This is a genomic window from Bradyrhizobium genosp. P (genome assembly GCF_049949265.1).
In the GTDB taxonomy this organism is placed as follows: domain Bacteria; phylum Pseudomonadota; class Alphaproteobacteria; order Rhizobiales; family Xanthobacteraceae; genus Bradyrhizobium.
In genome coordinates, this window is sequence record NZ_CP188195.1 from 3,188,630 (window position 1) to 3,214,989 (window position 26,360).

At 62.2% G+C, this 26,360-nt stretch carries 23 protein-coding genes and 5 pseudogenes; 18 read left to right on the forward strand and 10 right to left on the reverse strand.

The features are described from left to right. Positions 1-29 precede the first annotated feature (29 nt). Genes ACP2YO_RS15385 through ACP2YO_RS15400 form a run of 4 tightly spaced genes read right to left on the reverse strand, consistent with a single transcriptional unit; the run spans position 30 to position 3,698 of the window. Positions 30-1,325: a TRAP transporter large permease gene (locus tag ACP2YO_RS15385; RefSeq protein WP_426441592.1), complete on the reverse strand. Its 1,296-nt coding sequence runs from the start codon at positions 1,323-1,325 to the stop codon at positions 30-32. Between the two features lie 15 nt (positions 1,326-1,340). After that, entirely contained in the window at positions 1,341-1,853 is a 513-nt protein-coding gene (locus tag ACP2YO_RS15390; RefSeq protein ID WP_426441593.1) for a TRAP transporter small permease, read from the reverse strand. 27 nt (positions 1,854-1,880) lie between these two features. Further along, positions 1,881-2,912 (reverse strand): TRAP transporter substrate-binding protein, encoded by a 1,032-nt coding sequence (locus ACP2YO_RS15395; RefSeq protein WP_426441594.1) that lies wholly within the window; start codon positions 2,910-2,912, stop codon positions 1,881-1,883. A gap of 51 nt (positions 2,913-2,963) precedes the next feature. Continuing rightward, positions 2,964-3,698, reverse strand: a complete 735-nt coding sequence (locus ACP2YO_RS15400) for a GntR family transcriptional regulator (RefSeq protein WP_426443202.1) — start codon at positions 3,696-3,698, stop codon at positions 2,964-2,966. Between the two features lie 147 nt (positions 3,699-3,845). Here ACP2YO_RS15400 and ACP2YO_RS15405 point away from each other — a divergent pair. Next, positions 3,846-4,604 (forward strand): annotated as a pseudogene (locus ACP2YO_RS15405) (SDR family NAD(P)-dependent oxidoreductase). A 23-nt stretch (positions 4,605-4,627) separates the two neighbouring features. On the opposite strand, the gene ACP2YO_RS15410 reads toward ACP2YO_RS15405, so the two are convergent. After that, positions 4,628-5,326 (reverse strand): molybdate ABC transporter substrate-binding protein, encoded by a 699-nt coding sequence (locus ACP2YO_RS15410; RefSeq protein WP_426441595.1) that lies wholly within the window; start codon positions 5,324-5,326, stop codon positions 4,628-4,630. Between the two features lie 46 nt (positions 5,327-5,372). Further along, entirely contained in the window at positions 5,373-6,347 is a 975-nt protein-coding gene (locus ACP2YO_RS15415) for a tripartite tricarboxylate transporter substrate binding protein (protein WP_426441596.1), read from the reverse strand. Between the two features lie 166 nt (positions 6,348-6,513). Here ACP2YO_RS15415 and ACP2YO_RS15420 point away from each other — a divergent pair, with 166 nt between their 5' ends. The 3 genes from ACP2YO_RS15420 (at position 6,514) to ACP2YO_RS15430 (ending at position 10,637) form a co-directional block, all read left to right on the forward strand. Beyond that, complete coding sequence (locus tag ACP2YO_RS15420; protein ID WP_426441597.1) at positions 6,514-7,566, forward strand: ABC transporter substrate-binding protein; 1,053 nt, start codon at positions 6,514-6,516, stop codon at positions 7,564-7,566. Positions 7,567-7,690: 124 nt separating this feature from the next. Beyond that, entirely contained in the window at positions 7,691-9,790 is a 2,100-nt protein-coding gene (locus tag ACP2YO_RS15425; protein WP_426441598.1) for a molybdopterin oxidoreductase family protein, read from the forward strand. 67 nt (positions 9,791-9,857) lie between these two features. Continuing rightward, positions 9,858-10,637 (forward strand): enoyl-CoA hydratase/isomerase family protein, encoded by a 780-nt coding sequence (locus ACP2YO_RS15430; protein ID WP_426441599.1) that lies wholly within the window; start codon positions 9,858-9,860, stop codon positions 10,635-10,637. A gap of 83 nt (positions 10,638-10,720) precedes the next feature. On the opposite strand, the gene ACP2YO_RS15435 is transcribed toward ACP2YO_RS15430, so the two are convergent. Next, on the reverse strand, positions 10,721-11,839 hold the full coding sequence (locus ACP2YO_RS15435) for a hypothetical protein (RefSeq protein WP_426441600.1): 1,119 nt from the start codon (positions 11,837-11,839) through the stop codon (positions 10,721-10,723). A 1,420-nt stretch (positions 11,840-13,259) separates the two neighbouring features. Between ACP2YO_RS15435 and ACP2YO_RS15440 the strand changes: the two genes are divergently transcribed. Further along, positions 13,260-14,228: an ArdC family protein gene (locus ACP2YO_RS15440; protein ID WP_426441601.1), complete on the forward strand. Its 969-nt coding sequence runs from the start codon at positions 13,260-13,262 to the stop codon at positions 14,226-14,228. Here ACP2YO_RS15440 and ACP2YO_RS15445 read toward each other — a convergent pair. Then, positions 14,158-15,081: pseudogene (locus ACP2YO_RS15445) on the reverse strand (tyrosine-type recombinase/integrase); the annotation flags it as partial. The gene ACP2YO_RS15440 and the pseudogene ACP2YO_RS15445 overlap by 71 nt on opposite strands. A gap of 62 nt (positions 15,082-15,143) precedes the next feature. Between ACP2YO_RS15445 and ACP2YO_RS15450 the strand changes: the two are divergent. From ACP2YO_RS15450 to ACP2YO_RS15465, 4 genes and pseudogenes are all read left to right on the forward strand, one after another. Continuing rightward, positions 15,144-16,064, forward strand: a complete 921-nt coding sequence (locus ACP2YO_RS15450; protein WP_426441602.1) for a tyrosine-type recombinase/integrase — start codon at positions 15,144-15,146, stop codon at positions 16,062-16,064. A gap of 66 nt (positions 16,065-16,130) precedes the next feature. Further along, positions 16,131-16,652 carry a tyrosine-type recombinase/integrase gene (locus tag ACP2YO_RS15455; protein WP_426441603.1) on the forward strand — a complete coding sequence of 174 codons (522 nt, stop codon included), beginning with the start codon at positions 16,131-16,133 and terminating at the stop codon, positions 16,650-16,652. 324 nt (positions 16,653-16,976) lie between these two features. Then, positions 16,977-17,279, forward strand: a complete 303-nt coding sequence (locus tag ACP2YO_RS15460) for a DUF736 domain-containing protein (RefSeq protein WP_426441604.1) — start codon at positions 16,977-16,979, stop codon at positions 17,277-17,279. A 161-nt stretch (positions 17,280-17,440) separates the two neighbouring features. Further along, a pseudogene (locus ACP2YO_RS15465) lies at positions 17,441-17,614 on the forward strand (DUF736 domain-containing protein); the annotation flags it as partial. Positions 17,615-17,888: 274 nt separating this feature from the next. On the opposite strand, the gene ACP2YO_RS15470 reads toward ACP2YO_RS15465, so the two are convergent. After that, positions 17,889-18,140, reverse strand: coding sequence for a helix-turn-helix domain-containing protein (locus ACP2YO_RS15470; protein WP_200517657.1), 252 nt, complete (start codon positions 18,138-18,140; stop codon positions 17,889-17,891). A gap of 162 nt (positions 18,141-18,302) precedes the next feature. Between ACP2YO_RS15470 and ACP2YO_RS15475 the strand changes: the two genes are divergently transcribed. The 5 genes from ACP2YO_RS15475 to ACP2YO_RS15495 all read left to right on the forward strand — a co-directional run bounded on the left by ACP2YO_RS15475 (position 18,303) and on the right by ACP2YO_RS15495 (position 20,829). Next, the gene (locus ACP2YO_RS15475) at positions 18,303-18,575 is read left to right on the forward strand and encodes a DUF2285 domain-containing protein (protein ID WP_426441605.1); all 273 of its coding nucleotides are present in this window, start codon (positions 18,303-18,305) and stop codon (positions 18,573-18,575) included. Between the two features lie 165 nt (positions 18,576-18,740). Beyond that, positions 18,741-18,935, forward strand: a complete 195-nt coding sequence (locus ACP2YO_RS15480) for a transcriptional regulator domain-containing protein (RefSeq protein ID WP_426441606.1) — start codon at positions 18,741-18,743, stop codon at positions 18,933-18,935. Between the two features lie 49 nt (positions 18,936-18,984). Further along, complete coding sequence (locus ACP2YO_RS15485; RefSeq protein ID WP_426441607.1) at positions 18,985-19,512, forward strand: DUF2285 domain-containing protein; 528 nt, start codon at positions 18,985-18,987, stop codon at positions 19,510-19,512. A gap of 152 nt (positions 19,513-19,664) precedes the next feature. Continuing rightward, on the forward strand, positions 19,665-19,925 hold the full coding sequence (locus tag ACP2YO_RS15490; protein ID WP_426441608.1) for a helix-turn-helix transcriptional regulator: 261 nt from the start codon (positions 19,665-19,667) through the stop codon (positions 19,923-19,925). A gap of 22 nt (positions 19,926-19,947) precedes the next feature. Further along, positions 19,948-20,829 carry a replication initiator protein A gene (locus ACP2YO_RS15495; RefSeq protein WP_426441609.1) on the forward strand — a complete coding sequence of 294 codons (882 nt, stop codon included), beginning with the start codon at positions 19,948-19,950 and terminating at the stop codon, positions 20,827-20,829. Between the two features lie 608 nt (positions 20,830-21,437). Here the strand turns inward: ACP2YO_RS15495 and ACP2YO_RS15500 are convergent. Continuing rightward, positions 21,438-22,487, reverse strand: coding sequence for an IS110 family transposase (locus ACP2YO_RS15500; protein ID WP_426441610.1), 1,050 nt, complete (start codon positions 22,485-22,487; stop codon positions 21,438-21,440). Between the two features lie 290 nt (positions 22,488-22,777). Here ACP2YO_RS15500 and ACP2YO_RS15505 point away from each other — a divergent pair. From ACP2YO_RS15505 to ACP2YO_RS15520, 4 genes and pseudogenes are all read left to right on the forward strand, one after another. Further along, positions 22,778-23,241: pseudogene (locus tag ACP2YO_RS15505) on the forward strand (DUF2840 domain-containing protein). Then, positions 23,238-23,750, forward strand: coding sequence for a S26 family signal peptidase (locus tag ACP2YO_RS15510; protein WP_426441611.1), 513 nt, complete (start codon positions 23,238-23,240; stop codon positions 23,748-23,750). The pseudogene ACP2YO_RS15505 and the gene ACP2YO_RS15510 overlap by 4 nt, the downstream one beginning before the upstream one ends. Before the next feature lie 230 nt (positions 23,751-23,980). Then, positions 23,981-24,645, forward strand: a pseudogene (locus tag ACP2YO_RS15515) (lytic transglycosylase domain-containing protein). Between the two features lie 193 nt (positions 24,646-24,838). Further along, entirely contained in the window at positions 24,839-25,927 is a 1,089-nt protein-coding gene (locus tag ACP2YO_RS15520; protein WP_426443203.1) for an IS110 family transposase, read from the forward strand. Positions 25,928-26,360: the final 433 nt, after the last annotated feature.

Consider the following 26,360-nt stretch of genomic DNA (forward strand, 5'->3'; position numbering starts at 1 on the left):
GCCGCAGTTCCGCAAGATGCGCGCCGCGTTCAGTGCAGAACCTGGAGTTGCCGAGGGAGCCACAGCGAGATTTCCGGCAGATAGGTTACGCACATCAGGACGAAGAACATCACGGCGTAGAATGGCCAGATCTTGCGCATGACCTGTTCGATCGTGACCTTGCCGACCGCGCAACCGACGAAGAGGATCGAGCCGACCGGCGGATGGCACAGGCCGATGCCGAGGTTGAGCAGCATGATCATGCCGAAATGGACCGGATCGACGCCGAAATTCTTCATCACCGGCAACAGGATCGGTGTCGCGATCAAAATCGACGGCGCCATATCGACGAGCGTGCCGAGCACCAGCAGCAGGATATTGATCAGAAGCAGGATGACGTATTTGTTGTCGGAGATCGACAAAAAGAACGCCGTCATCTTGGCCGGCATCTGGGTCAGCGCCATGATGTAACCGACGCTGGATGCGCAGGCGATCAGGGTCAAGACTACCGCCACCGTGCGCAGCGTGCGGTGCAGGAGCACGGGCAGATCGCGCCAGCGATAGTCGCGATAGACGAACATGGTCACGAAGAACGCCCAGATGCAGGCAACGGCTCCGGCCTCGATTGCGGTGAAGATGCCGCCCAGAATGCCGCCGAGGATGATGACCAGCGTAATCAGCCCCCAGGCGGCATCGATCGTGATCCGGATCGCATACTTTGCCGGCACTACTTGACCCTGCGGATGTTTCTCGCGGTAGGCGATGGCCAGGCACAGGATGACCAGCGAGAAGCCGAGCAGCAGGCCGGGGAAGACTCCCGCCATGAAGAGGGCGCTGATCGAAATGGTGCCGCCGGTAGCAAGCGAATAGAGGACCGCATTATGGCTCGGCGGAACCAGCAATGCTTGAACCGACGAGGTGATCGTCAAATTGGTGGCGAAAACGCGTGGATAGCCGCTCTTCTCCATCTGCGGGATCATGACTGAACCGATCGCGGACGTGTCGGCGACGGCCGAGCCAGAAATACCGCTCAGGAATGTCGTCGCGAGCACGTTGACGATAGAAAGGCCACCGCGCAAGCGCGTGAAGCCGACCAGCACATCCGCAAATGCGACGAGGCGTCGCGCCATGCCGCCTTCCGCCATGATCGCCCCGGCCAGCACGAAGAATGGAATCGTCAGCATCGCCACCTTGCTGACACCGTCGGATATCTTCAGCATGACGGCTTCCAGTGGAATGCCGATCCACAGCGCTCCGACGATCGCCGCCATCGCCAGCGAATAGGCGATCGGCATCCCGATCAGGAAGCAGAGCAGCATCGTCGCGAGTAGAATGAAGATATCCATGATGGCTACTCTCGATCAGTCGAAGGACATTTCGCGATGCTGCCCGATCGGGTCGGGCGGCGCGCCAAGCAAGATGCGTTCGATGATGAAGAGCAGCAGGCACACCCCGCCGACCGGGATCGGCAGATAGGTGACACCGACCGAAAGGAATGGAAAATCCGCGATCGTGTTGTGCCAGGTAACCTCCACAAGGCGCCATCCCCAGATGATCATGAACAGCGAGATCGATCCCATCAGGAGCTGCACAATCAGATCAGCCAAAGACCGAAACGGGTCCGGCAGCTTGTTGGCGAAGTAGGCAACGTTCATATGCAGGTTGAGCCGATACCCCGCGGCCGCGCCGATGAACGTCACGACGATGGTCAGCAGAACGGCAAGCGGTTCCGGCCACGACGCTGCACTATTCAGGACATAGCGCGTAAACACCGCCCAGGGGATCACCGCCGAAATCAGCACCAGCGCGATGCTGCCCGTGACGACGCATGCAAGGTACAGAAAATCCATCGCTCGGCGATATGATCCGGCCATATCCATCCCCCCTGCAACAACCCCGTATCAGGCCGACTGGATGCGATTGATCATGTCCTGGTATTTGGGACCGTACTTGTTCCATACGGGCTTGACCGCGATCTGGAACGGCGTCTTGTCTGCAATCTCGACGATCTCGCACCCGGCAGCCTTGGCTTTCTCCATCGCCTGCTGCTCATACTTGTTCCAGAATCCGCGCTCTTCCATCTGCGCTTCGCGAGCAAGTTTCTTCATCAGTGCCTGATCGTCGGCCGAAAGCGCGGTCCACGCCCTTTTCGAGAACACCAGCAGTTCAGGAACGATCAGGTGTTCGGTGAGCGAGAAGTGCTTCGCAGCTGTGTAGTGGTTGCTGAAGACGTAACTCGGCGGATTGTTTTCGGCGCCATCGATCACCCCGGTTTGCAGCGCGCTGAAGACCTGATCATAACCCATCGCGACGCCGTTGCCGCCAAGTGCGTTCATCATGTCGATGAAGATCGGATTGCCAATCACGCGGAATTTCAGACCCTTGATGTCCTCAATCGCCTTGATCGACCGCTTGGTGTTGTAGAGGCTGCGCGCGCCGGAATTCATCCAGCACAGTGCAACCAGTCCGGCGTTGGCATTTGCCGTGATCTTGTCGAGCAGCTCCTGTCCGATCGGACCGTCCATCATTTCTTCAGCATGGGTCATGTTCTTGAACAGGAAGGGCATGTTGACGACGTTGATGTCGTCGACAATCGGGCCGATCGATCCCGCGCTGACGCGCAGCATCTGGATCGCGCCAATCTGGGTCTGTTCGATGGTTTCCTTCTCGCCGCCGAGCTGCATCGACGGGAACATCTGTACCGAGAGGCGGCCGTTGGTGGCGGCCTCGAGTTTCTTGCCGAGGTTTTCGGTCGCGACGACGGTGGGGTAGCCCGGAGGTTGTACGTCGGACGCTTTGAAGACTGCTTTCGATTGGCCGCGGACCGGCGACATTGATGTCGCCACCACCGCGCCAAGACCTGTGCTCAGCCTGATGAAGTCGCGACGGCCGAGCGTCGCAACACCGTGTTGCGATTGACGTGTGCTGTCCATGTCATTTCCTTCCCTGAATGCCGCGCCGGATTCCGGCTGCGGTCGTGTCGGCTAGCTTCGCTGGTCGAAAAACTCCGGATTGTTGTGTCGTGTGGCCGAGATGTCGGCGAGAAGCCGTTCGAGATGCCTAACCATCGCAATCCCGGCAGCAGCGGGATTCCGCGCTTCGATCTCTGCCATGATGGCCTCGTGCTCGGCGATCACCTCGGCCATCCGCCCGCGTTGCGGCAGGGTGAGCCGTCGGAAGCGATCGACGTGAACCTTGACCTGGAGGATCAGCTTCCAGATGCCCGGATGCCCGGCAATGTCGGCGATGGTGGCATGAAACGCCTCATCGGCCTGATGGAATGCCTCGCGATCTCCGGCGACATCGGCCTCGCGCTGGCGCTCGAGGATGGAACGCAGGCCGAGGATCTGGCTGGAACTGGCCCGCTCGGTTGCCATGCGTGCGGTGGTTTCTTCCAGCGATCTCCGGACAATGATCGCCTCGGGGAGTGCAGCCAGCGGGATGCGGGAGACGAAGATGCCCGATTGCGGGAAGATCTCGACCAGGCCCTCATCGGATAATCTCAGAATGGCTTCGCGCACCGGCGTCCGGCTAACGCCGTAGGACAGGGCGATTTCCGCTTCCAGGATCGGGTCGCCTGGCCGGCGCAGTAGCGAGACCAACTCCGCACGCAGATCGGTGTAGATTCGCGCCGCTGCCGTCGCCGTGCGGGGCCGGCCGGTTCGCCTGTGGCCGCCCGCGGAGCGAAGCTCGGATTTATTTGGCGCGCGCACGGGTATCTCTGCTTAGTTAATATATTAGTATATGAAGTGAGATTTGAACGCAAACCCGGGTCGGGCCCACTCCCGGGGCGCTTTGCTACTGAAGGGAGCTTTGACGTGACCGATTATCGCAAGCTGTTTGATCTCACCGGCAAGAACGCTGTCGTGCTGGGCGCAGCCTCGGGGATTGGCAGATCCTCGGCCGAGGCATTGGCGTCGCTGGGTGCAAGCGTGTTGTGTGCCGATCGAACGGCGGAGGGCGCGGACGCAACCGCCGCCGCGATCCGGGAGCAGGGCGGATCGGCGACGACGGCAAGGTGTGATGCCGCCGATCGCACCGACGTTGAGGCGTTGGCGGCGAAGGCGCTGACTGAGTTTCCGCGCATCGACATCGCCGTCACGACGCCGGGACTGAACATTCGCAAGACCATCCTCGACTACACCGACGAAGATCTCGACCGTGTCATCAATTTGAACATCAAGGGCACCGTGTGGTTCTTCCAAGCCTTTGGCCGCATCATGGTCAAGCAGTAAGGCGGCAGCCCGATCGCCTGTTCCTCGGTGCGTGCGGTCACCATCGAGCCGGAGCTTGCGGTCTATCGCGCGACCAAGGCGGCGATTGGGCTGCTGGTGAAAGGCTGCGCGTCCGAAGTCGGGCGTTTCGGCGTTCGGGTCAATGCGATCGCGCCGAGCATTGCGGAAACTGCGCTGACCGGACCCTTCAAGCAGCGGCTTGACATCTACAACCTCTATGCCGGTCACACCGTGTTCAATCGCTGGAGCAGCGCGGACGAGGTCGCAACCGCGGTCGCCTACCTGGCATCGGACGCCGCAAGTTACGTCAGCGGAAGCACGCTGTTCGTCGACGGCGGCTGGACCGCGGTCGACGGGCCGCCGACGGGGCTGACCCAGTTGGCGCGTTAGGCCGCAATGCGGCTCCGCTTCCCTTATGCGACGAACCCGGATCGGCCGCGGAGTTCCTGCGCATCGGACGAGGTCAGCAGTGCGATCAGCCGTTGCGCTTGCGGTGCGGCGGACGCCTGGGTCGCCAGAGCCGCCGTATACATGGTCGCGAGCTCACATCCCGGCGGTAACGCACCCGAGAGCGTCACGCCTTTGGTGCTGATGATCTCGGTCGATTGCGTGCAGCCGATCGGCCGCCGAGCCTCGGACTCGGCCAGATGGCGCATCGCGGTCGCACCGTTTGGAAACACGCGCACCCGGTTGGCGACGTCGCTGTCGATGCCAAGCTGCGCCAGGACTTTGGCGACGTGAATTCCAGCCGTCGATGCCTTGGTGTCCGGCACGAAGATCGCGTCCGCGGCCAGCAGCGCATCTCGCAGACTGGCGGCGTCGGTAATTTTTACCAGCGGATCGCCTGTGCGAACGGCGAGGGCGGTTTCAACCCGGCCGATATCCGTGATCGAACCGCGCACAACCAGCCTTTCGTCGGCGAGTCCTGCGATCAGTGCGGCCGTAAGGATGACGACGTCGGTCGGCACGCCGGAGCGCAATTTGTCGGCCATGACGCCGACGGCGCCAAACTCGCCGGCGATGTCGAAACCGGTCTCGGCCTTGAATGCAGGCCCAACGCTGCCAACCAGGCCCTGCGCCGCGCCGCCGCTCAGAATGTTCAAGGTCGTCATCTGCTCAATTCCATGGTTGCGATCACGGCTGGCCTGGTGGCCACAGCTACTGGGTTTTGTCCAATCCTTTGACGACAGCAGCCCATTTCACAATATCGGCGCGCAGGAATTTGTCGAACTCCTCCGGCGACATCTCCATCGGCACCGCACCCTGGGCGGCCCAGAGCGTCGCAACCTCCGGCCGCTTGATCACAGCGTTCACTGCGGCATTGAGCTTGTCGATGATCGGCTTCGGTGTGCCCGCTGGTGCCATCAGGCCGAGCCAGATCGTCGCCTCGTAACCGGGAACGCCCGCCTCGATCACCGTCGGGACGTTGGGCAGCACGGTCGAGCGCGTCTTGCCCGTGGTCGCAAGCGCCCGGACCTGGCTTTCGGCAACATTCGGCGCCATTGCCGGAACAGCATCGATCATCATCTGGACCTGGCCGCCGATCACGCCGCTGCGTGCTTCACCGCTGTTCCGATAGGGCACATGAACGAGATCGATGCCCGCCATGGCTTTGAACAGCTCACCCGCCATGTGGTACGGCGTGCCCTGGCCCGATGAAGCATAGTTCAGTTTCCCGGGCTGTGACTTCGCGAGCGCGATGAATTCCTGCAGAGTCTTGGCTGGTACGGCCGGATCAACCACGATCACGAGATCGGAATAGTTCAGCGGCGCGATCGGCGTCAGGTCGCGCATCAGTTCATATTTGCGTTGCGGCACCAGTGATTCATTTGCGGTCTGGGTATTCGACATCATGAGCAGGGTGTAGCCGTCGGCCGGCGCCTTCGCGACCTCGAGCGTGCCGATCACACCGCCCGCGCCGGTGCGATTCTCGACCACGAAGGGTTGGCCGAGGTTTTCCTGCAAGATGCTGCCGATCTGACGCGCGACGACGTCGGCCGGTCCGCCGGGGCCAAAAGGAACGATGATCCTGACCGGACGCGCCGGATAGTCCTCGGCTTGTGCGTGTGCGCCTGGAATCGACGCGGTCAGCAGACCCGCGAGCAGCGTGAGCGCGATCCGTGTGCTCGCCATCGATCCTCTCCCCGACTTTAGTCTTCTTTCTTGACCGCAAGTCTAGCTGCAACCTGACGAGGCTGTCGATGACAGACTCCGTTTCCGGCCTCGGAATAAAGGACCGGAAGCGGTGTACCCAACTTCGCCATCAAGCGCGGGGAATCATATGAGGAAACGTCTAGGGATGTCGCGCCGCGACGTGCTGAAGGGCACCGGTGCGGTGCTTGTCGGTGCCACGCTTTCTACGCAGGTCGTGGCCGCCGCGCCTCCCGTCGAACCGATCACGCCGGCGTTGATCGATGCAGCGACAAAGGAAGGCCAGGTCATCTACTACACCTCGACCGATTTGCCGGTCGCGGAGAAACTGGCCAAGGCCTTCGAAGCGAAATATTCGGGCATTTCTGTGCGCGTGGAACGCACCGGTGCGGAGCGCGTGTTCCAGCGGATCGGCCAGGAATACTTGAGCAATATTCATGCGGTCGACGTCGTCAACTCCTCCGACGCGGCGCATTTCATCGTCTGGAAGCGGGATGGCATTCTGGCGCCTTACGTTCCCGAGGAAGTCGCAAAATTCTATCCGGATGAGCACCGCGATCCGGACGGCCAGTTCGCAAGCTTCCGTGTCTGGCTTTCGATCATCGCTTACAATAACAGCCTGGTGAAGGCAGAAGAGGCGCCGAAGAGCTTTGCCGATCTGCTCGATCCCAAATGGAAAGGCAAGATCGTCAAGGCGCATCCCGGCTACAGCGGCACCATCATGACGGCGACCTATCAGATGCAGCGTGATCTCGGCTGGGGATATTTCGAGCAACTCGCCAAGCAGAATATCATGCAGGTGCAATCTTCGACCGACCCGCCGAAGAAGCTCGATCTTGGCGAGCGCGCGGTGATGGCCGATGGCAACGAATACAATATCTTCCAGCTGAAGGAGTCGGGCCGGCCGGTCGAGCCGGTCTATGCCATCGAAGGATCTCCGATCATTGTCGGCCCGAATGGAATCTTCAAGGATTGCCCGCATCCGAACGCTGCAAGGCTGTTTCAGTCGTTCGCGCTGGGACGTGAAGCGCAGCAGCTCAACATTGACGTTGGGGGTCTGCGTTCCGTGCATGCACAGACCCAGGAAAAGGCTGGACGCAAGCCGTTGAAGGACATCAAGACGATGAAGGATGACGCTGCGGCGGTAGAGCGGGAAGGGGAGTCGATCAAGTCACGCTATACTCGTATCTTCCACGTTTGATTGGGGCGATCCCACTAATGGCGGGCCGATTTGGGCGTCCGACGCATGGCTCTGCCCGGTTTTTGCACAAACTGGCGGGACAAACCCCCTCGGCGGACTGCCCGTTTGGTGTTACCTATTTGACATGAACCAGCATGCCAAGGTCGACATCCGCCATTCCACCTGTCCGCACGACTGCCCCTCGGCATGTGCGCTTGATGTTGAGGTCATCGAGGGACGCTCGATCGGCCGTGTCAGGGGCTCCAAGCAGCAGACCTACACGGCCGGCGTGGTCTGCGCCAAGGTGGCGCGCTATGCCGAGCGGATTCACCACGCTGAGCGGCTGATGTATCCGATGCGCCGGACCGGGCCGAAGGGTTCAGGCCAGTTTGCGCGGATTTCCTGGGACGAGGCGCTGGACGAGATCGCGGCGCGTTTCGACGCTGCCGAGTGCGAGTTCGGCGCCGAGTCGGTCTGGCCTTACTACTACGCGGGCACCATGGGGCTGGTGATGCGCGACGGCCTCAACCGTCTGTCGCATGTCAAGAAATACTCGCGCTTCTACGGCACGATCTGCTCGACCATCGCTCGCATCGGCTTCACGGCAGGGACCGGCAAGATCGCCGGCGTCGACCCCCGCGAGATGGGTGTCTCCGACCTCGTCGTGATCTGGGGCACCAATCCGGTGAACACCCAGGTCAACGTGATGACGCACGCGTCGCGCGCGCGGAAAGAGCGCGGGGCGAAGATCGCGGCAATCGACGTCTACAACAACGACACGATGAAGCAGGCCGATATCAAGATCCTGCTGCGGCCGGGCACCGACGGTGCATTCGCTTGCGGTGTGATGCATGTGCTGTTCCGCGAGGGTTTTGCCGACCGCGACTATCTCGCGCGCTACACGGATTGTCCGGAAGAGTTCGAAGCGCATCTGAAGACCCGGAGCCCGGAATGGGCCTCGGCGATCTCAGGCGTGCCGGTCGAGGAGATCGAGGCGTTTGCACACACGGTCGGGCAGACCAAGCGCTCGTTCTTCCGTCTCGGCTATGGTTTCACGCGCAGCCGCAATGGCGCCGCGCAGATGCACGCTGCGCTCTGCATTCCCGCGGTCACCGGCGCCTGGCAGTACGAGGGTGGCGGGGCGTTCTTCAACAATGCCGGGATCTGGCGCTTCGACGAATCCATCATCGAGGGCCATGACGCGATCGACCGCAATACGCGCGTGCTCGACCAGTCGAAGGTCGGCCGCATCCTGACCGGCGACGCCGAGGCACTAAGGGGCGGTGGCCCGGTCAAGGCGATGCTGATCCAGAACACCAATCCAATGACGGTCGCGCCGGAGCAGGCATTGGTGCGTCAGGGATTTGCCCGCGAGGATTTGTTCGTCGCGGTGCATGAGCAGTTCATGACCGAGACGGCGCAGATGGCCGATATCGTGCTGCCGGCGACGATGTTCATGGAGCACGACGATCTCTACTATGGTGGCGGCCACCAGCATATCTCGGTCGGTCCCAAGCTGATCGATCCGCCCGGCGAATGCCGCTCCAATCACGATGTGATGCAGGCGCTCGGCCGCCGCCTGAATGCGGTGCACCCTGGCTTCGACATGACGGCCCGTGAGCTGATCGACGCGACGCTGAAGAAAAGCGGCCATGGCGATATCGCCACGCTCGAGGCCGAACTGTGGCGTGACCTTCAACCCGACTTCCGCGCGTCGCACTATCTCGACGGCTTTGCCCATGCCGACAACAAGTTCCACTTCAAGGTCGAATGGAGCAAACTGCCGGTCGGGACCGGCGGCCTGATGGGGGCGTGGGACAAGATGCCCTCGCTGCCCGACCACTGGACGATCATCGAGGAGGCAGACGCGCAGCACCCGTTCCGGCTCGCCACCTCGCCCTCGCGCAGTTTCCTCAACACCAGCTTCAACGAAACGCCGTCGTCGCAGGCCCGCGAGGGTGTGCCGACCGTGATGATCCACCCCGAGGACGCGGCGACCCTTTCGATCGCCGATGGCGAGGCGGTGACCCTCGGCAACACGCGAGGCGAGACCACGCTGACCGCGAAATTGTTCGATGGCGTTCGCCGCGGCGTGCTGATCGCGGAGTCGATCCATCCGAACAAATCGCATATTGGCGGTCGCGGCATCAACATGCTGACCGGGGCCGAGGCTGTCGCACCCGTCGGCGGCGCCGCGTTCCACGACAACAAGGTCTGGATCAAGAAGGCGTCGGCCGCCGCTTAAATCCCGCTTGCAGTCGGCGCCGATCCTGCCGCAAATGTGGGCTGAAAACAGCGCACAGGCAGGAAACATGACCGACAACAGTGTCATTCTCGAAAAACGCGCGCAGGCGTTCTGGATCACCATCAATCGACCGGAGAAGCGCAACGCGCTCAATGCCGAGGTGATCGCGGGCATCGCGAAGGGCTATCGCGACGCGCATGACGACAAGGACGTGCGCGTCATCGTGCTGACGGGCGCGGGCGACAAGGCCTTCTGTGCCGGCGCCGATCTGCAGAACAGCGGCGCGGCATTTGCGATGGATCATTCGCGCCCCAACGTCGACTATGCCGACCTGTTGCGGCTGTCGCAGAACTCGACCAAGCCCGCCATCGCGCGGGTTGGCGGCGTCTGTATGGCGGGCGGCATGGGATTGTTGTGCATGACCGACATGGCGGTCGCCGCCGATCATGTGATCTTCGGTCTCCCCGAGGTGAAGGTCGGCGTGTTTCCGATGCAGGTGATGAGCCTGCTGCAGTCGATCGCCCCGCCGCGGCTCGTCAATGAATGGGCGCTGACCGGCGAGCCCTTCGACGCTGGCACTGCGCGGGCGGCGGGTTTGCTGAATTACGTTGTCCCGGCTGCCGAGCTCGATGCCAAGATCGACTGGCTGATCGGCCGCATTGTCGACAAATCGCCGACTGCGATCCGCCGTGGCAAATATGCGATGCGGGCGATTGCCTCGATGTCGTTTGACGAAAGCATCGCCTACACCGAAAGCCAGATTGCGCTGCTTGCGATGACCGAGGACGCCAAGGAAGGCCTCAAGGCATTCGGCGAGAAGCGCAAGCCATCTTGGCCCGGACGGTAGGGCACCATCGGCGGTCGATTGGCGAGCTCAAGCATGCTGTTCTGGCACCTTTCGATCTTGCGGAGCCAGACAGCAGGTCGACCCTATGTGGTCGAGCGCCGAGGAGTGAGCTGACCCATGGAAAGGAACGCCGTTCTGGTTCGCTCTCCACGGCGCTTCTTGGTGGCCGCGATTAGCTGCCTGGAGGTGCGCTTGGCATATGTCGGTAACTGATATTTCGAACGATGGCGGCCCGCAGCTCGTAACTCCGCATCCGTGAGATCGCTGTCGGCTCCTTCGGTGAAGCCACCGTGACGAAACGAAGTAAAGGAGAGCTCGTGTCGAAGCCCGGCCGTGACAATTATCTTTTTGACTACGCTTCGGAGATACCGCAGATCCTTGCGCTCTGTGATCCATGGTAGCGGAACCCTCGACCTGCGATGTGGATGGTCACGCCGAAACGCCAGTCCCGAGGCGACGGACGCTTTGATGGCGTCCAGCTCTGCCATCAACTCAGGGAAGAGCGGCTCGTCGAATTCGTCGAAGAGGGGCCACCAGGCCTCCTCGTTGTTCTTCGGGTGCAATATCCTGACGCTATCTGGTCGCTGTTTGGGCCGATAATGAGCGACTTCGAACACGCCGAACACGTGTTCTTCGCGCTGTAGCCATTCCCAACTTAGAAGCGCGGCTGTACCAATCGAGTGATACCCCAGTGTCGTGGCACACTGTCTAAATGCGACGAGCTCTTCCCACGTCGCCGTGGGTGTCTCACGCACTAACTGGCCGGGCGAGCGGGATTTTAAGCCCATCCGCGAGAACGGATTTACTTCCGGTACTTTCTTTTCTTGGGCGCGCTGGCCGACGAACCAGGCACGCCTGCAAGCGGTCATGGCTGCATTTGCGAAGCGGCGGCGCTCTCGTCTGATGATATTGCCAGCTGCATCTTTGTCGTCTACGACCAGCAACTTTGCATAAACCGCATCGACAAATGCTTTGGTAAAGTCAGATATCTGCTTTGAGCCAGCTCGGCTGCCATCTCTCAGCGTGTGGTTGGCGAACAGCGCTAGACCTTGCTCATAGAGACGCTGCGTTTTTCTATCGATCTCATTCCACTTCTGGTGCGCTTTGAAAATACCGACGAGCCAATCGAACGTGCCGGGCGCGGGCGTAACTGGAACCATGTCGGTTAATCCTCCGGAACGCCAGCTGTCGAAGGCGGGCAATAGAACACTCTCGGCTCGGTCTACTGCGGCCGCCAAGTCTTCCCCTAACGCCTCAGCCTCGACATGGCAGCCCTGTTTGCGGGCCCAAGTCGGGGATTCAAAAAAGTACGCCAATCGACCACACTTCAACGGCTTTGACCTACAGTAGCGGGGTAGCTTCAATGCAGGATCCGGTGTTTTCATACGAGAGAGGCCAAATCCTCGCCTTCCGATCTACCTGGACTTCTGGCTCTGGCTGGCGCCGTGAAGTAGTCGATGACCGCCTTAGACCAGACTGGCTGTCGAGCGCGCCCTACTCCGTGATAGCCGGTCGGCGGTGGAGCCTGCCCGCGGGCGACGGCGCGTGAGAGTTCGCCTGTGTCGTGGCAATCCAGATAGGCTGCAGCCATGTCAGCTCGCATGAGTGCAGGCCATGTTCCGAAGGGCGGATAACGGGCGGGGAGGGCGGAGCGGGATGCCATGAACGCAAGCTCGCGCGTCAATCGGTCTACGCCGTTAACCTAGCGGAATGACGCCATCGTTCGAGAGAATCCTCCCTCGCGCCGTGCGTCGGAAAGCAGAAATCCAGATTCACCAAGTCGAGCTCGACGTTCTTTGTGCCCTTTATCAGCATGCTTCCGAACCTTCCAGTCAAGCGTACATCCGAATTGGAACCTACGAAGGCAGCAAGAAAAGAGCCGCCAATAGCTGATGCGGGAATCGGCAGCGCCAGGGTACAAATGAGTGGTGAGCGCCGATTGAAGGGGTCGTTCGGCGCGGCTGCCTGGAACCGGAACGGCACTGGTCGACACTTAGGTTGCGCTATCTCCAGCTGCTTACAGGCGTCAGATATAGACTGTCACGCAATTGGGCCGCCCAACGAGCATATTGTTGGCACAGCCGATGTTCGTCCGCTCGTCGAGAGTCATATGATTCTTGCGAGTGATCAGTTCTCATTCCGACAGGTCTGCCGCTCAACTGACGTTGAGACCACAATAGGTCCTTGCGGGTGTCGGAATGGCAAGCGCCACCCAGCCATAGCTGCTCCCGTCGATGGATCCCTCCCGAGGTGACCGATTAGATCAGGAGACAAGCAGGCCTTGGGCAACCTCGGGCCGGTGATGCGGTGAAGGCGGAGAACGATTGCGCCTCAATCGCGCCGATAACTAACGGAAGCAATCCCCGTAAAATAGTTGTATCGCCCCAGGGGGACGTCGCCCTAGCAGGCCGGGCTGTCGGCTGCGCTGAAACTCAGGCTCCGCCGGATTTTCACCCTTCGGGCTTCCATCCCTGACGCGGTGCGTGCTGTGCAGTCGGATATCCCCATCCGCGCTGCGCAAGTGGAAGCAGCAGCAGACATGGAGAGTAGGAGGGCGGCCGCGGGAAGCCGTGACGGGTTGGAGCTGCGAGAGAGTTGCGGCGTCCGTCGCGGAGATCTGCGATGTCCAAACATCATCCTCGGGCGCGCACCGGTCAGGACCGGTCGAGCCTCTATGACGAAATTACCAGCGAGATTATTGCCGAGCTGGAGGCAGGCTATGTGCCCTGGGTCCTGCCATGGGAGACTGCGGCAGCGGGCGTATCGTTGGCCATGCCGAGAAACGCCGCGACCAATCGTCAGTACAGCGGCGTCAACGTACTGATACTCTGGATCACGGCCCGCAAGCGCGGCTTCTCAGGCCAGAGCTGGCTCACATACCGTCAGGCGCTCGCACTCGGTGGTTATGTCCGCAAGGGCGAATGCGGCACGACGGTCGTCTATGCTGATCGCTTCGTACCACTCGAAGAAAAGCGTCGGGCGTACGAGACCGGCGAGGAGGCCCAGGCTGTTCCATTTTTGAAGCGTTTCACGATCTTCAATACTGATCAGTGTGATGCACTTCCTACGGAAATAGCGACTGCTGCACCACCGCTGCGGCCCGGCATAATTGAACCGACGGTCGAGGCCCTGATCAAGGCAACTGGCATTGATTTTCGGATCGGCGGCAGCCGCGCCTTCTATGCACCCGCGGAGGACTATGTCCAGGTACCGCCTCCGGCGGCCTACTTTGAGCCGATCAATTGGCACCGGACCGCGCTCCACGAACTTGGCCATAATGCCGCGATCCAGATTATGCCGCATGGCCTGCGCTGGAGGCCGGATAGCCCGGCATTGGCCATGCGGCTGTTCGGCATAATCAGAGCCCTTCCAGGAACGCGAGGAGTTGATCGTCAGGCCGGAACCGGCCCGGCGGCGTGGCTGGGGCGGCGACGCGCGCGAGCGCCTTTTCCTTCATCCGCATGTCGGCATGGATGTAGATCTGGGTGGTCTCGACGTTCTCGTGACCAAGCCAGAGCGCGATCACCGCTTGATCGACGCCGTGGTGGAGCAGGTCCATCGCCGTGCTGTGGCGCAGCGTATGTGGCGTGACCCGCTTGGTGCCGATGCTCGGGCACACGCGCGACGCCGTGAGGCAGTGCTTGCGGACCAGATGCTCAAGAGCGTCACGGCTCAGCCGTTCGCCCCGGATCGACGGGAACAGCGGCTTGCCTTCATCCTTGTCGGTGCCGATCCACGTCGCCAGCAGCTTGGCTGTCTCGCGGCGAAGCGGGGTGGCGCGCTCCTTCCGGCCCTTGCCCGTGCAACGGATGTGCGCGCCGGTCCCCAGCACGACATCGCCCCGCGTGAGGCCAACCAGTTCGGAAGCCCGCAGGCCTGTCTGGACCGCAAGCAGCAGCAGAGCATGATCGCGCCGCCCCGCCCATGTTGTACGATCTGGAGCCGCCAACAGCGCCGCCATTTCCTCAGCATCGAGGAACGTGACCGCACGCTTCACATAGCGCTTATTGGGCATGGCGAGGATGCGCTGGCAGTGCAGCAGCCGGGTCGGATCGGTCATCGCGACGAAGCGGAAGAACGATCGGATCGCGGCGAGCCGGGTATTACGGCTGCGAGCGCTATTACCCCGCGCGGCCTCGGTGTGGGCGAGGAAGTCCGCGACCAGATCGGCGTCGATGTCTTCGACCGTCAGGTTGACCGGCGGCTTTTTGCGGCGAGCGCTCGCATATCTGAGCAGCAGCCGGAACGTATCGCGATAGCCGGCGACCGTATGTCGGCTCGCCTCCAGTTGCGTGCAAAGCCGGTCGGTGAAGAAGCGCTGGATCAGCGCAGGCAAGGTGATAGCGTTCATTGTGCCGTCTCCCCGCCGCTCGCGGTGGCGCGGGCCATCGCCAGATCGAGCAGTTCCGGGACCGCCTCCAGATCGCAGGCCATGACGGCGCATTACGCCAAGGTCGATATCGCGCTGCTGTCGGCCATCGCGCGGCCCTGGCCCGGGAGGTCACCATGCTGATCGATGATGTTGATCGCTACATTGAGCTGCGCCGCTCGCTCGGCTTCAAGCTCGCAAAGACGGCCCGACACCTCACCGCGTTCGCGCGTTATGCGGTCGACCGGGGTGATACCCATGTTCGCCGCGAGACCGCGATCGCCTGGGCGGCGGCCGTCTCGTCGACCCCGCGCAGTCACCAGCGGCGGCTTCAGGAGATCGCGCTCTTCGCACGCTTCCTGCATGCGGAGGATCGCGCGCATGAGCTCCCGCAGCAGCATCTCAAGCGCAGTCCTGCGACACGTCCGGCACCCTATATCTACACGCGGGAGGAACTGGCGCGCATGCTCGATGCCGCAGGCAATCTGCGGCGCCAGAAGCCAAGCCCGCTCAGGCGCCACATCTATGTGATGCTGATCGGGCTGCTCGCGTCGACGGGTCTGCGGATCTCCGAAGCCCTGAACCTGAGATTGGACGATCTGCTGCCCGACGGCGTGCTGCACATCCGCCAGACCAAGTTCAACAAGAGCCGGCTCGTGCCGATGCACCCCAGCGTGGTCGAGGCGCTGCGGGCCTATCTTGAGATCCGGCGGCGGTTCGCCGGGATGGATGATCATGTGTTCCTGTCAGTGGATGCCAAGCAGATGGGGCATGGAACTGTCCTGAGCAACTTCGACGTGATCCTGCGCAAGGCTGGCGTCGGCCAAGCCCGGTCGCGTCGCCCACGTATCCATGATCTGCGTCACACCTTCGCAACGCGCGTTCTGGAGCAATGCGCGATGCATCGTGATGATGTTGCGCGCGACTTCGTCGCGCTCTCCACTTATCTAGGCCACACGAACATCCGGCATACCTACTGGTATCTGGAAGCCACGCCGGATCTAATGGCCGACATTGCTGGTGCTGCCGAGGCGCTGGTCGCCGGGGAGGTCGCATGACGCCGATCGCCCCGCTCATCACCAGCTTCATGCGCGAGCACATGCCACAGCCTGCGCGTCTCCGAGTTGATCGGCCTCACCCTGGAGAACGTCACGCTGCAACCGAGGCCAAGCATCCTGGTGGTCGGCAAGGGCCGACGCGAACGCAGCCTTCCACTCTGGAAGGAAACCGCGCGCGACTTGCGCGCCTGGCTAGCAGTGCGAGGAAAGCCGCCGGCCACAGAGCTGTTCGTCAACGCACAAGGGATGGCGATGACCCGCGCCGGCTTCGAGTACATCCTCGAAAAGCACGCAAAAGCCGCCGCGGCTCGATGCCAGACCCTGAGCGGCCGCACGGTGTCGCCACATCTTCTGCGGCACAGTTGTGCAGTCCTGATGCTGCAGGCCACACGCGACATCCGCAAGGTCGCACTCTGGCTTGGCCACGCCGATATCCGCACTACCGAGGTGTACCTGCGGATGGATCCGTCCGAAAAACTTGAAGCCGTCGAAGCAGTGCTGCCGCCGGCGCTTCGACGCGGTCGGTTCAAGGCACCCGACGCATTGATCGCGTCGCTGATGACCGATGTGCGCACCGTGCCGACGTGACCGTGAGCGGACCGGGGGGCCATTATAGCAGCGCTACCCGACTGGAGCCGGATGGTTCTCCTGTGCCGTGATGCCCTGCGACCGACGGGCCTTGCTGGGCGGATCTGCCCCGAGATGCGGTCTGCGACCCGGCCTGTTCCCCGCAACAGCGTGCCGGCGATCTTCTTCCCCGCGGCTGCGCCGCTCCTCGCGCAGCAACAAGATCGCCGCACGCCGTCCTCCGCATGCGCTGCGGCCTGACGGTGCGGGTCGGCCGTCCCGGGGCTTTCGATCGCCACAAGGCCGCGATGGTCGCGGGCTTGAACACAGCACAGGAGATCCACCATGTCCCAGATCGGTTCGTTCACCCGCAGCAACGATGGCACCTATACCGGCACCATCAAGACGCTCGCGATCGATGCCAAGGCGCGCCTCGTCCCCAGCGATCCCGCCTCCACCAGCGAGAAGGCGCCAGACCTGCGCGTGATCGTCTCAGGCGTCGAGATCGGTGCCGCCTGGCGCCGGACCTCGAAGGACGACCGCACCTACCACTCGGTCAAGCTCGACGATCCGTCCTTCACCGCGCCCATCTACGCCAACCTCTTCGAAGCCGACAATGGCGAGTTTGCGCTGATCTGGTCGCGCTGACCCACACCGCGGCGTCTCGCAACAGCGCGAGGCGCCGCGGACAGCGCTCCGTTATTATGCGGAGCGACACAGCGGCAAAATCCCGGGAAACCGGGGCTGCCAGCCAACGACTCCGCATAATCCCGCGCTACGCATAATCGGTGTTATGCGGTGCACCGCATAAGGCCGAGATCGGGGCCGCCTGGTCGAAGCGCTCCGAGGAAGGCCGCGACTACCTCTCGCTCAAGCTCGACGACCCCTCGTTCAACGCACCGATCTACGCGAACCTGTTCGACGACGAGGAAGGCGAGGGCTACACCCTCATTTGGTCGCGGCCGCGCAAGACCGGCGACTGAGGTTCTGCAAAAAGCCCCGTCCGGTCCGCCGGGCGGGGCTTCTCAATCTCAGGCACGCATCTCGCAGTGAAGACTCCGGCAGATCGAGCCGCTCGGCCCCTTATCGGCTGTTCGGTCTGCCCGCGCGTCTACTTCCTCTAGTCTATCCGTCGCCGCCGGTTGGCAAGCCGGCCCGGCGGCGATGACGCGTGCCGTGTCCGGCGCTCGCAGAGCCTTCTGCTCGGCTCGCGAAAGCAAGCATCTACGACTATCGAGATGGGCTGCTCAGATCCAATTACTTCCGTTTGGAAGACTTTGTTCGTTCGGCGCGCGCCTCTTCGTCAGGCAGGACGAGATCGACGTGGCTGACGCCCAATGTGCTGGCGAGTTCAAACAAGGTTACGACAGTTGGATTACGGCGGCCGCGCTCCAGGTCACTGATATATTGCTGCGTGAAGCCAGACACTTCGGCGAATTTCTCCTGCGTGAAGCGCTTCTGCTTCCGCAGTCTTGCGAAATTCCGCCCGACCAACTTGCGCATGTCCATACGCGCAACTTGCGGCTTTACATACTATGAGGTTTATCTCCTATAATATGTATTGGGGCTCGTTCGCTGGCCGCAGGAGCTGGAATGAGGCCAAAGTGAGACCTGCGGGATCGTACTCGGCCCTCGATAGATTAGAATCATTCGCCGTTTGCTGGGACACTCATGAAGAAGCCGGAGCTAGACCCTGACGTCGCGGATGTCGCGCCAACCGATTCGGCGCTGACGGTCTATGACGAGCAACACGTCGTGACGTACACGCGCCTTTTGCAGGCCGAAAGCGAGGGGGCCGACTGGCGGGAGGTCGCACGAATAGTATTGCACATCGATCCGGAGCACGAACCCGATCGCGCGCGCAATGCATACCTGACTCATCTCAAGCGCGCCAAATGGGCTACAGAACAGGGACGTCTCTTGCGCGGTACTGGCTCGAAATAGAAGAAATTCATCGACGCTCTTCCCGTCGAGGACACAATCTTCTTCGACTGATCGGTGGTCATCCCGGAGCACCACGTGGTGCCAAATTAGGGACTTCCTACAACCAAATCGATCAGAATTATTGCTCCGCAATCCTCGTTAGCTAAGTGAAATGGGGCGGAAGCAATGCCTGAATTCGACTGGCGGTCGCCGGAGACTTACAAGAGCCTACAAGAAGCTGACATCACCGACATCGCCTGGGAATGCCTGCGCCGCAATCTCGACTACCAACGCGACTACCAGGCGATGATCGCAAACGGTAGCGATGCTGAAGTGACGCCGGAATTCAGGAGGAAGTGGGGCATCTGCTTTCGCGCATGACCCGCGGGGGTCTTTTGGCGAGCAGGCCATCTTTTGGGCGCCCGAGGTTTTGCCGACTGTCGTGCCTGTTGTACCGACCACGACGCCGTTTGACGGTGACACGCCTCAGCGACTGCTAGATCTCGCAGCCGGCCAGGTGCGGCGCGCCTCGGATGGATGGCACGCCATCCTTCGTGCCGGCACAGTGGAACACCGCGTCTGGCTAAAAGAGCCGCCTGCGATCGGCGCCAACTATGTGGCGGAGTTGCCATTAGATGGCGATTTCGATGCACGCGCCTATGCAGCCCGACGGCTGTGGCGCACGATGCATGGGCGCAGGCCGGGACCAGCTTTTCACGAGTTGTCCAAACAGAGACGCGAGCGGTTAAGCACCGCCATACACGCGCTCGACGCGCGCGCGGCCGGCAGTACTTACCGTGCGATCGCCGAAGCGCTGTTCGGCAAAAAGCGCATCCCCGAACGTGCGTGGAAAACGCACGATCTCCGCAATCGTACAATCCGTCTCGTGCAAGGCGGCCTCGCATTGATGCGAGGCGGCTATCGCGAATTGCTGCGTCCCAAGCGCAAGGACAAATAGCGCTTCCAGTCGGGGTATCGAAATCATACCCCACAATCATCGGCATCCTCCTTCGCGGGCCTTCTCCGCGATTGTGACCGTCGACGCGCCGCTGTTCGCATCGGCGCTCCAGATGCTCCCGGAGCTTCTCAAATGCCGATCCGAACGCCGGCTTGCCGCCGCGATACTTGCGCACGCCCGAAGCCGCGCGATTTCTCGGCCTTTCCGGCCGAACGCTGGAAAAGCACCGCACCTACGGCACAGGGCCGACTTACCGGAAGATCGGCGGTCGCGTTGTCTACGCGCTCGATGACCTGAAGGCCTGGGCCGATCTCGGCGCCAAAACGTCGACGTCCGATCCTGGCAAGGGGACCGTACTGCCTGCCAAGAAGCATCCGACCCTGCGCCCGTATGCGGGCCAGGAACGCCGCTGATCGTCAGGAAAGAGCACTGGTGATGCGGCGCAAACACCTATCCGAACGCGATCAACTGGAGCTGTTTCGTGCGCTGCCCGGTGATCTCGCGCCGCGCGATGCGCAGGATCTGATGGCTTATCCGTTCTTTTCGCTCGCAAAGGCCAAACGCATTGTGCCGATCGATTTCCGTGCCGGCGCGATCGCCATTCGGGTCGAAGCCGTGCCGGAACACGGCATGGCAACCATCTGGGATGCAGATGTCCTGATCTGGGCTGCGTCGCAGATCGTCGAGGCCCGTGACTCAGGCCTGAAGACCTCGCGTCTGACGGCTGCAACCCCCTACGAGATTCTGACGTTCGTCGGCCGCGGCACCAGCGCACGTGACTATGATCGGCTGAAGGCGGGTCTCGACAGGTTGCAGTCAACGACTGTGCTGACGTCGATCCGCCAGCCAACAGAACGACGGCGGCATCGCTTCTCCTGGATCAACGAATGGAAGGAGACGTCTGATGCAAATGGTCGTCCCTTCGGGCTCGAGCTGATCCTGCCGGATTGGTTCTATGCCGGCGTGATCGACGATGCGCTCGTGCTCACGATTGATCGCGCGTACTTCGACCTGACGGGCGGGCTTGAGCGTTGGCTTTACCGTCTTGTGCGCAAGCACGGCGGCCGGCAGGAGGGCGGCTGGAGTTTCGATCTTGTGCATCTCCATGCCAAGTCCGGCGGCCTGTCGCCGCTCAAGCATTTTGCATACGACGTGCGCCAGATCGTCCAGCGGCAGACATTGCCCGGCTACCAACTCGTGCTCACGCGCGATCCTAATGGCGCCGAGCGATTGAACTTCGCGCCAGCCGTCGCCGATCCATTCACCGAGAGGCTTCGCAGGCGCGATCTCAGTCCGCAGTCGGGAGGCAGCCTGTGAATCAGCTCGTGCTATCGGGGACCACAACCCTCGTGCCATCAGGGACCGGATCCTCGTGCTATCGGGGACCGGAATCGGAATTAAGTCCTTATCGCCAAACGCCTTCCAGCCGCCCTAACTCTTCTAACATACTGACACTAACTTCTTGTTGTGAATCAGTACGTTGTGAACAAGTCGGCCGCGCGTGCAACGAGGATGCCGCATGCATCCACTCTCTCACGCGCAACATCCACTCTCTCACGCGCAACATTGTCCTGCAACGCGAATCTTTTCTCCAATCTGCGCGCGCGTGCGCGATCACGCGCAACACTGCGCGATCGTCAAACTCAGCGTCACCGCATCACGATCGTTGCTTCCCTTTGCGGCCACTCGCTCGTCGAGGAGAACTCGCTAACATCCGTGGTTGGCACGATGGCCACCACAAGCCGGAATCTGGAGAATGGGCGGTCAGGCTAACCAGCGCCGTGCTTGATGGCTTCAATGGTCTGCATGAAGCCGCCGGCAAGAAAAGTTGCGATCTCACCCAAATCCCCGTCTCCTCGGGAGACGCCGCTCCGCCGTGGCGGAAGGAGAAGGCGCGCGTGGAAGCGGCCGGGTCGCGGAGGCCCTTACTTCGCCGCAGCGACCCGGCCGCGCTTGCCGCCGGCGCCAAACCGGAACGTGGTGCCACTGGTCCAGATCTTGTGCAGCAGCACGGCGAGCGCGCGCGCCACTGCGGTCGCCGCGCGCTTCAAACCCTTCTTCCTGGCGAGCCGCAGGCCCCACAGCCGCAGCTTAAAGTTCTTCGGAATGCGCGTCAGGATCGCGATCGCCGCCTCGTACAGCATCGCCCGCGTCAACTCGTCGCCGCATTTGGAGATGCTGCCCGTGCGGTCGGTCTGTCCGGATTGGTAGCGCCGCGGCGTCAGGCCAAAATGGGCGCCGACATTGGTCGACTTCCTGAATCGCGCCGGGTCGTCGACAGTGGCGCGGAATGTCAGCGCCACGAGCGCGCCGACACCGGGAACGGTCATCATCCGCCGCACGGCGTCGTCGCTCCGCGCCGCCGCCAGCGCCAGGCGCTGCAGTTTTGCCAGCTGCAGCCGCATTGCGCCGCGGGCGTCCAGCAACGGCGTGACGATGGCCTCCAATTCCTTCTTCCCGGCCACGATCTCGCGCACCCGCGCGTCAAAGCGGCCGACCGAGATGTCGCCGACCTTCAGGCCAAACGGGCGCAACAGGCCGCGGATCATGTTCTCCATGTCGAGCACCTTGCCGAGCAGCGCCTTGCGTCCGACCAGCAGCGCCCGCAGCGTTTGCGCGCCCTCCGATTTGACATGGACCGCACGGAACCAGCCGGTTCGCATCATCTGGGCGATGCCCTTGGCGTCGTTGCGATCGGTCTTGTTCAGCATCGCGTTCAGCGCCGCCTTGGCATGCCGGGTCTCGATGCACGTCACGGGGAGGCCCTTTTCGGCGAGCGCCGTGAACAGCCAGGCGCTGTACGAGAACGCTTCCAGCCCGACGCGCTTGAGGTGAATGCCCCATTCCGCCAGAAACAGCTCGATCGCGTCCGGATCGGTGTCGAGTTTCGCCTCCCGGATGACCTTGCCGTCGCCATCCACCACGCAAACGTTCGTCGCCTCGAGCGACACGTCGAGCCCTGCATAGAAGTCCATCGTTCGCCTCCACCGTCGACCGCCGGAACGCACCGCGCGTTCCGTTCGCGAATCGCTGCGAGGCATCATCGCCGCAATGCGGCCGGCGAGGGGGCACCGGTCAGTACCCCGGCTAACCAGAAATCCTTCGGATTTCTTCTAACGGACTGCATCGCTCGCGCAGCTGCGGACAACCACCAACAACCATTCGCCTGTTCAGCCTCGCCTCGCTGTCAACGGCGACGTCGATGCGCTGTCGCGATCGTGTTCCAGCGAGGCGATCGGACCGTCTCTCAAAATCGGAACGTCTCATGAGCGATCTTACCGAAGTCGAGCTCCTTTGGCTCGAGAAGCGCATCGAGAACCGCATTTGTTTCGGACGTTCCGTCGAGGAGAAGATCCTCGATCGCCGCCGGCGTCTGCTGTCGTTTACGCCGGGCAGCATCTTTGCGTTCGTTCGCTGGACGTCGAACGACTTTGGAACGGCGATCTCACGGATAGACATTCTGCGAGCGGTTGCGCCCGGACAACGGTGCTTGACCGTACCTTATGTGAAGCCCGGCGGAGAGATTCTCCTGCGTCTGTCGGGCTGGCCCAAGGTCGAACGGGTGCTTCAATTGATCGAAGCCGTCGAAGCTTCGGCATCGATCCAGCGGACGCCGCCCCCGACTATTGGCATCATGTTCATAACCGCATGTCGGTCAACGAAAGCCCACGCCCTTACACAAAAGGGCGGCACCAGGCGTGGCTTCATCGGCAGAGGGTCACGCGATGACCAGACACTGGAAGACGTTGACCGCGATGCTCGCCAGCGCTGCGGCCTTGCTCGCACCAACGGTTATCGAGATCACTCCGGCCTACATCTGGAACGCATCTGATAGCGTGCCGATCGGCCTCTATCGTTTGCGCTCCGCTGACAAACTATTCGTCACGGAACTCCTCGCCGTACAGCCGCCAGAACCGCTTGCGACCTTCCTCGACCTGAACGGATATCTGCCGGCCGGGGTGCCGATGCTCAAACGCGTTCTGGCACTTCCCGGGCAGACCGTCTGCCGAAGCGGGCTCACTGTCTCTGTCGACACGATCGAAATGGGCGAGGCCCGAGATCGCGATGGACGCGGCCGGCCGCTCCCGAAATGGCGGGGCTGCCGCGTCGTCGGCGAGGGCGAACTTTTTGTCATGAACTGGCAGTCCGCCGACTCGCTGGACGGACGATATTTCGGGTTCTTGCCGGCATCCGCCGTCATTGGACGTGCGCTCCCTGTGTGGACCTGGGAGGACTGATTGTGCGCGTGACCGGAGTCCAATCTGCCATTCCTCTGTTCGGCCGAGTGCTGCACCATTCCTCCGTCCCGACCAACAACTGCGCAGCCGTCGCGCGCAGGGCCGGTCCAGGGCGGCCGAGAGGCCGGCGCGAAGCGGCTTTACCCTGGACGGGCACGAGCACGGCGGCATGCTTGCGTTCAGTCCGGACGAGCGTTCGCGCTGTCGTGCTGTTGTTCCTTGCGCTGACGATGAGTGGTGCTGCGGCTGTCGCCGAGACACGATCCGCAGAACACACAGAGAGTTCTCGGATCAACGATCGGTTTGCGCAGTTAATTGACGAGGCCTCACATCGCTTTGAGGTACCGGCGCACTGGATACGCGCAGTCTTGGATGTCGAGAGCGCAGGAGATGTGCGCGCGACGTCCCCGAAAGGCGCCATGGGACCGATGCAGGTCATGCCGGAGACGTGGGCCGAGCTCCGATTGCGGTATGATCTTGGCAACGATCCCTATGATCCCCACGACAACATCCTTGGTGGTGCGGCCTATCTGCGTGAACTGCATGATCGATACGGTTCGCCGGGTTTCCTGGCTGCCCACAATGCGGGACCTGCTCGCTACGAAGAACATCTCGCTGGTCGACCATTGCCAGCCGAAACCCAGGCCTATTTGGCGAAGCTTGTGTCAGCGATCGGCAGCGACATTGCCGTTTCCGGAGCAGTTGCCAACCTCCGGCCATCAGCGGCGACTCTCTTTGTTTTGCTGTCCGCCAGTTCAAAAACCTCTAACTCGGCGCAGATGGCCGCGTGCCAAATCGCGCTCTGATCGTCGTCTCTGCTCACGACGTTTCAGCCATTGTGCCGCAAGCTGACGGGCTATTTGTGGCGAGATCCGATGCGGGAGGTCGCCAATGAGCGAATGCGCGAGCTCGCATGCAAAAGTGTGCCCTGGCGAAGAATGGGCGGAATGGCGGGGGCGGTGGGAAGGCACGACAGAACGACGGCCGCCCGTAATCGGCCTGCAGCGGGATGTGCGGCGGGTGACCAAGTAGCCTGCGCGATGAAGGACGGGCACAGTGCGCCGCCTCAGCAACGCGGGAGGCGTGTGATGGAATTCTTCTGTGGCCTGGATGTCGGCATGGACGAGACGGCGATCTGCGTGGTGGACGACAAGGGCAAGGTGATGCTGGAGACGGCGGTGGTGACCGATCCCGACGCGATCAAGGCGGCGCTTGTGCCGTATCTTGGCCGCTTGCGGCGGCTCGGCCACGAGGCGGGCTCGCTGTCGCCCTGGCTGCACCCGGAACTGTTGAAACTCGGCCTGCCGGCGGTGTGCCTGGAAACGCTGCATGTGCGTGCCGCGCTGAAGGCGCAGCGCAACAAGACCGACAAGGCAGACGCGCTCGGCATCGCCCACATCATGCGCACCGGCTGGTTCAGAAGGGCGCATATCAAGAGCGCGGCGTGTTACCGGCTGCGGCTGCTATTGACGCACCGGCGCAATCTGAAGCGCAAGTTCCTGGATCTGGAGAACGCGATCCGGCACTCGCTGAAGGTGTTTGGCATCCGCCTGAACCGGGTCGGGCGCGGCGGTTTTGCGCAGGCCGTGCGCGAAGCGGTGGCACACGATGCGCTGGTCAGTGAGCTGATCGACGCCATGCTCAACGCTCGCGGGGCGCTGTGGAAGGAGTATTGCCGGCTGCACGATCTGGTGGTGCGCCTGGTTGCCGGGCACGAGCTGTGCCGGCGCTTCATGCAGATTCCAGGCGTCGGTCCGATCGCGGCCTTGAGCTTCATGACCGCGGTCGACGATCCCTCGCGCTTCAAGCGTTCGCGCGACGTGGCGGCGTATTTTGGCCTGACCTCGCGGCGCTGGCAGTCCGGATCCTCGGTCGACATCAAGGGGCGGATCAGCAAGGCGGGCGACGGCGACGTGCGGCGGGCGCTGTATGAAGCGGCGAGCGCGCTGCTGACCCGCTACAAGAAAAAAGACAAGGTCAAGACGTGGGGGCTGGCGCTGGCCAGGCGCTCCTCGCACCGCAAGGCGACGGTCGCGGTGGCGCGCAAGCTCGCCGTGATCATGCACGCGATGTGGACCAGCGGCACGTTCTACTGCGGCGATCCGGACGTCGCGGCGGCCGACGTCAGCGCGCGGGCCGCGGCCAAGGACCACCGGCTGCTGGGAGCCTACGCATGACCAGGGCAAGGGATTTGCACGTCGGCGGCACGATGATCGCCACGCATTGAACACGGAGCTCCGCGCGAGCGGATGAGGACTGGTGCAGCACAACGACGACGGAACGCACGTTATCTTGCCTGCGACGGTGCATCTTCGGATTGCCGATCGCGCCGGATTGCCTGTGATGTGGCTCCGTCATCCCGATGGAAAGATGCGCCGCGACGGCGTCCACGCTGCCTCGCTGCAGCGATCTTGTGCCGTCGATGAGCGCGGAAGACTGCACGGCGCATCAGGACTCGCAGCTATCGCGGCGCATCGTGTCATGGCGTGGATCAGAGAGACTTGTCGCAGGAAGGAAAGGAAGCGAGAATGGCTGAGAACAGAGAGACGACACGACCGATTAAGACGGCGAGATAAAAGGGGCTCGCCGGTCGAACCGCAAGCCATTGGC

What these genes read in the sequence shown, in the direction of transcription:
- ACP2YO_RS15475 (WP_426441605.1), top strand. Translation starts at nt 18,303, where the DNA reads ATGAAGAAGCCGGAGCTAGACCCTGACGTCGCGGATGTCGCGCCAACC.
- ACP2YO_RS15440 (WP_426441601.1), top strand. Translation starts at nt 13,260, where the DNA reads ATGTCCAAACATCATCCTCGGGCGCGCACCGGTCAGGACCGGTCGAGC.
- ACP2YO_RS15390 (WP_426441593.1), bottom strand. Translation starts at nt 1,853, where the DNA reads ATGGCCGGATCATATCGCCGAGCGATGGATTTTCTGTACCTTGCATGC.
- ACP2YO_RS15385 (WP_426441592.1), bottom strand. Translation starts at nt 1,325, where the DNA reads ATGGATATCTTCATTCTACTCGCGACGATGCTGCTCTGCTTCCTGATC.
- ACP2YO_RS15415 (WP_426441596.1), bottom strand. Translation starts at nt 6,347, where the DNA reads ATGGCGAGCACACGGATCGCGCTCACGCTGCTCGCGGGTCTGCTGACC.
- ACP2YO_RS15410 (WP_426441595.1), bottom strand. Translation starts at nt 5,326, where the DNA reads ATGACGACCTTGAACATTCTGAGCGGCGGCGCGGCGCAGGGCCTGGTT.
- ACP2YO_RS15430 (WP_426441599.1), top strand. Translation starts at nt 9,858, where the DNA reads ATGACCGACAACAGTGTCATTCTCGAAAAACGCGCGCAGGCGTTCTGG.
- ACP2YO_RS15520 (WP_426443203.1), top strand. Translation starts at nt 24,839, where the DNA reads ATGGAATTCTTCTGTGGCCTGGATGTCGGCATGGACGAGACGGCGATC.
- ACP2YO_RS15420 (WP_426441597.1), top strand. Translation starts at nt 6,514, where the DNA reads ATGTCGCGCCGCGACGTGCTGAAGGGCACCGGTGCGGTGCTTGTCGGT.
- ACP2YO_RS15450 (WP_426441602.1), top strand. Translation starts at nt 15,144, where the DNA reads ATGCTGATCGATGATGTTGATCGCTACATTGAGCTGCGCCGCTCGCTC.
- ACP2YO_RS15460 (WP_426441604.1), top strand. Translation starts at nt 16,977, where the DNA reads ATGTCCCAGATCGGTTCGTTCACCCGCAGCAACGATGGCACCTATACC.
- ACP2YO_RS15495 (WP_426441609.1), top strand. Translation starts at nt 19,948, where the DNA reads ATGCGGCGCAAACACCTATCCGAACGCGATCAACTGGAGCTGTTTCGT.
- ACP2YO_RS15470 (WP_200517657.1), bottom strand. Translation starts at nt 18,140, where the DNA reads ATGGACATGCGCAAGTTGGTCGGGCGGAATTTCGCAAGACTGCGGAAG.
- ACP2YO_RS15425 (WP_426441598.1), top strand. Translation starts at nt 7,691, where the DNA reads ATGAACCAGCATGCCAAGGTCGACATCCGCCATTCCACCTGTCCGCAC.
- ACP2YO_RS15510 (WP_426441611.1), top strand. Translation starts at nt 23,238, where the DNA reads ATGACCAGACACTGGAAGACGTTGACCGCGATGCTCGCCAGCGCTGCG.
- ACP2YO_RS15500 (WP_426441610.1), bottom strand. Translation starts at nt 22,487, where the DNA reads ATGGACTTCTATGCAGGGCTCGACGTGTCGCTCGAGGCGACGAACGTT.
- ACP2YO_RS15480 (WP_426441606.1), top strand. Translation starts at nt 18,741, where the DNA reads ATGCCTGAATTCGACTGGCGGTCGCCGGAGACTTACAAGAGCCTACAA.
- ACP2YO_RS15395 (WP_426441594.1), bottom strand. Translation starts at nt 2,912, where the DNA reads ATGGACAGCACACGTCAATCGCAACACGGTGTTGCGACGCTCGGCCGT.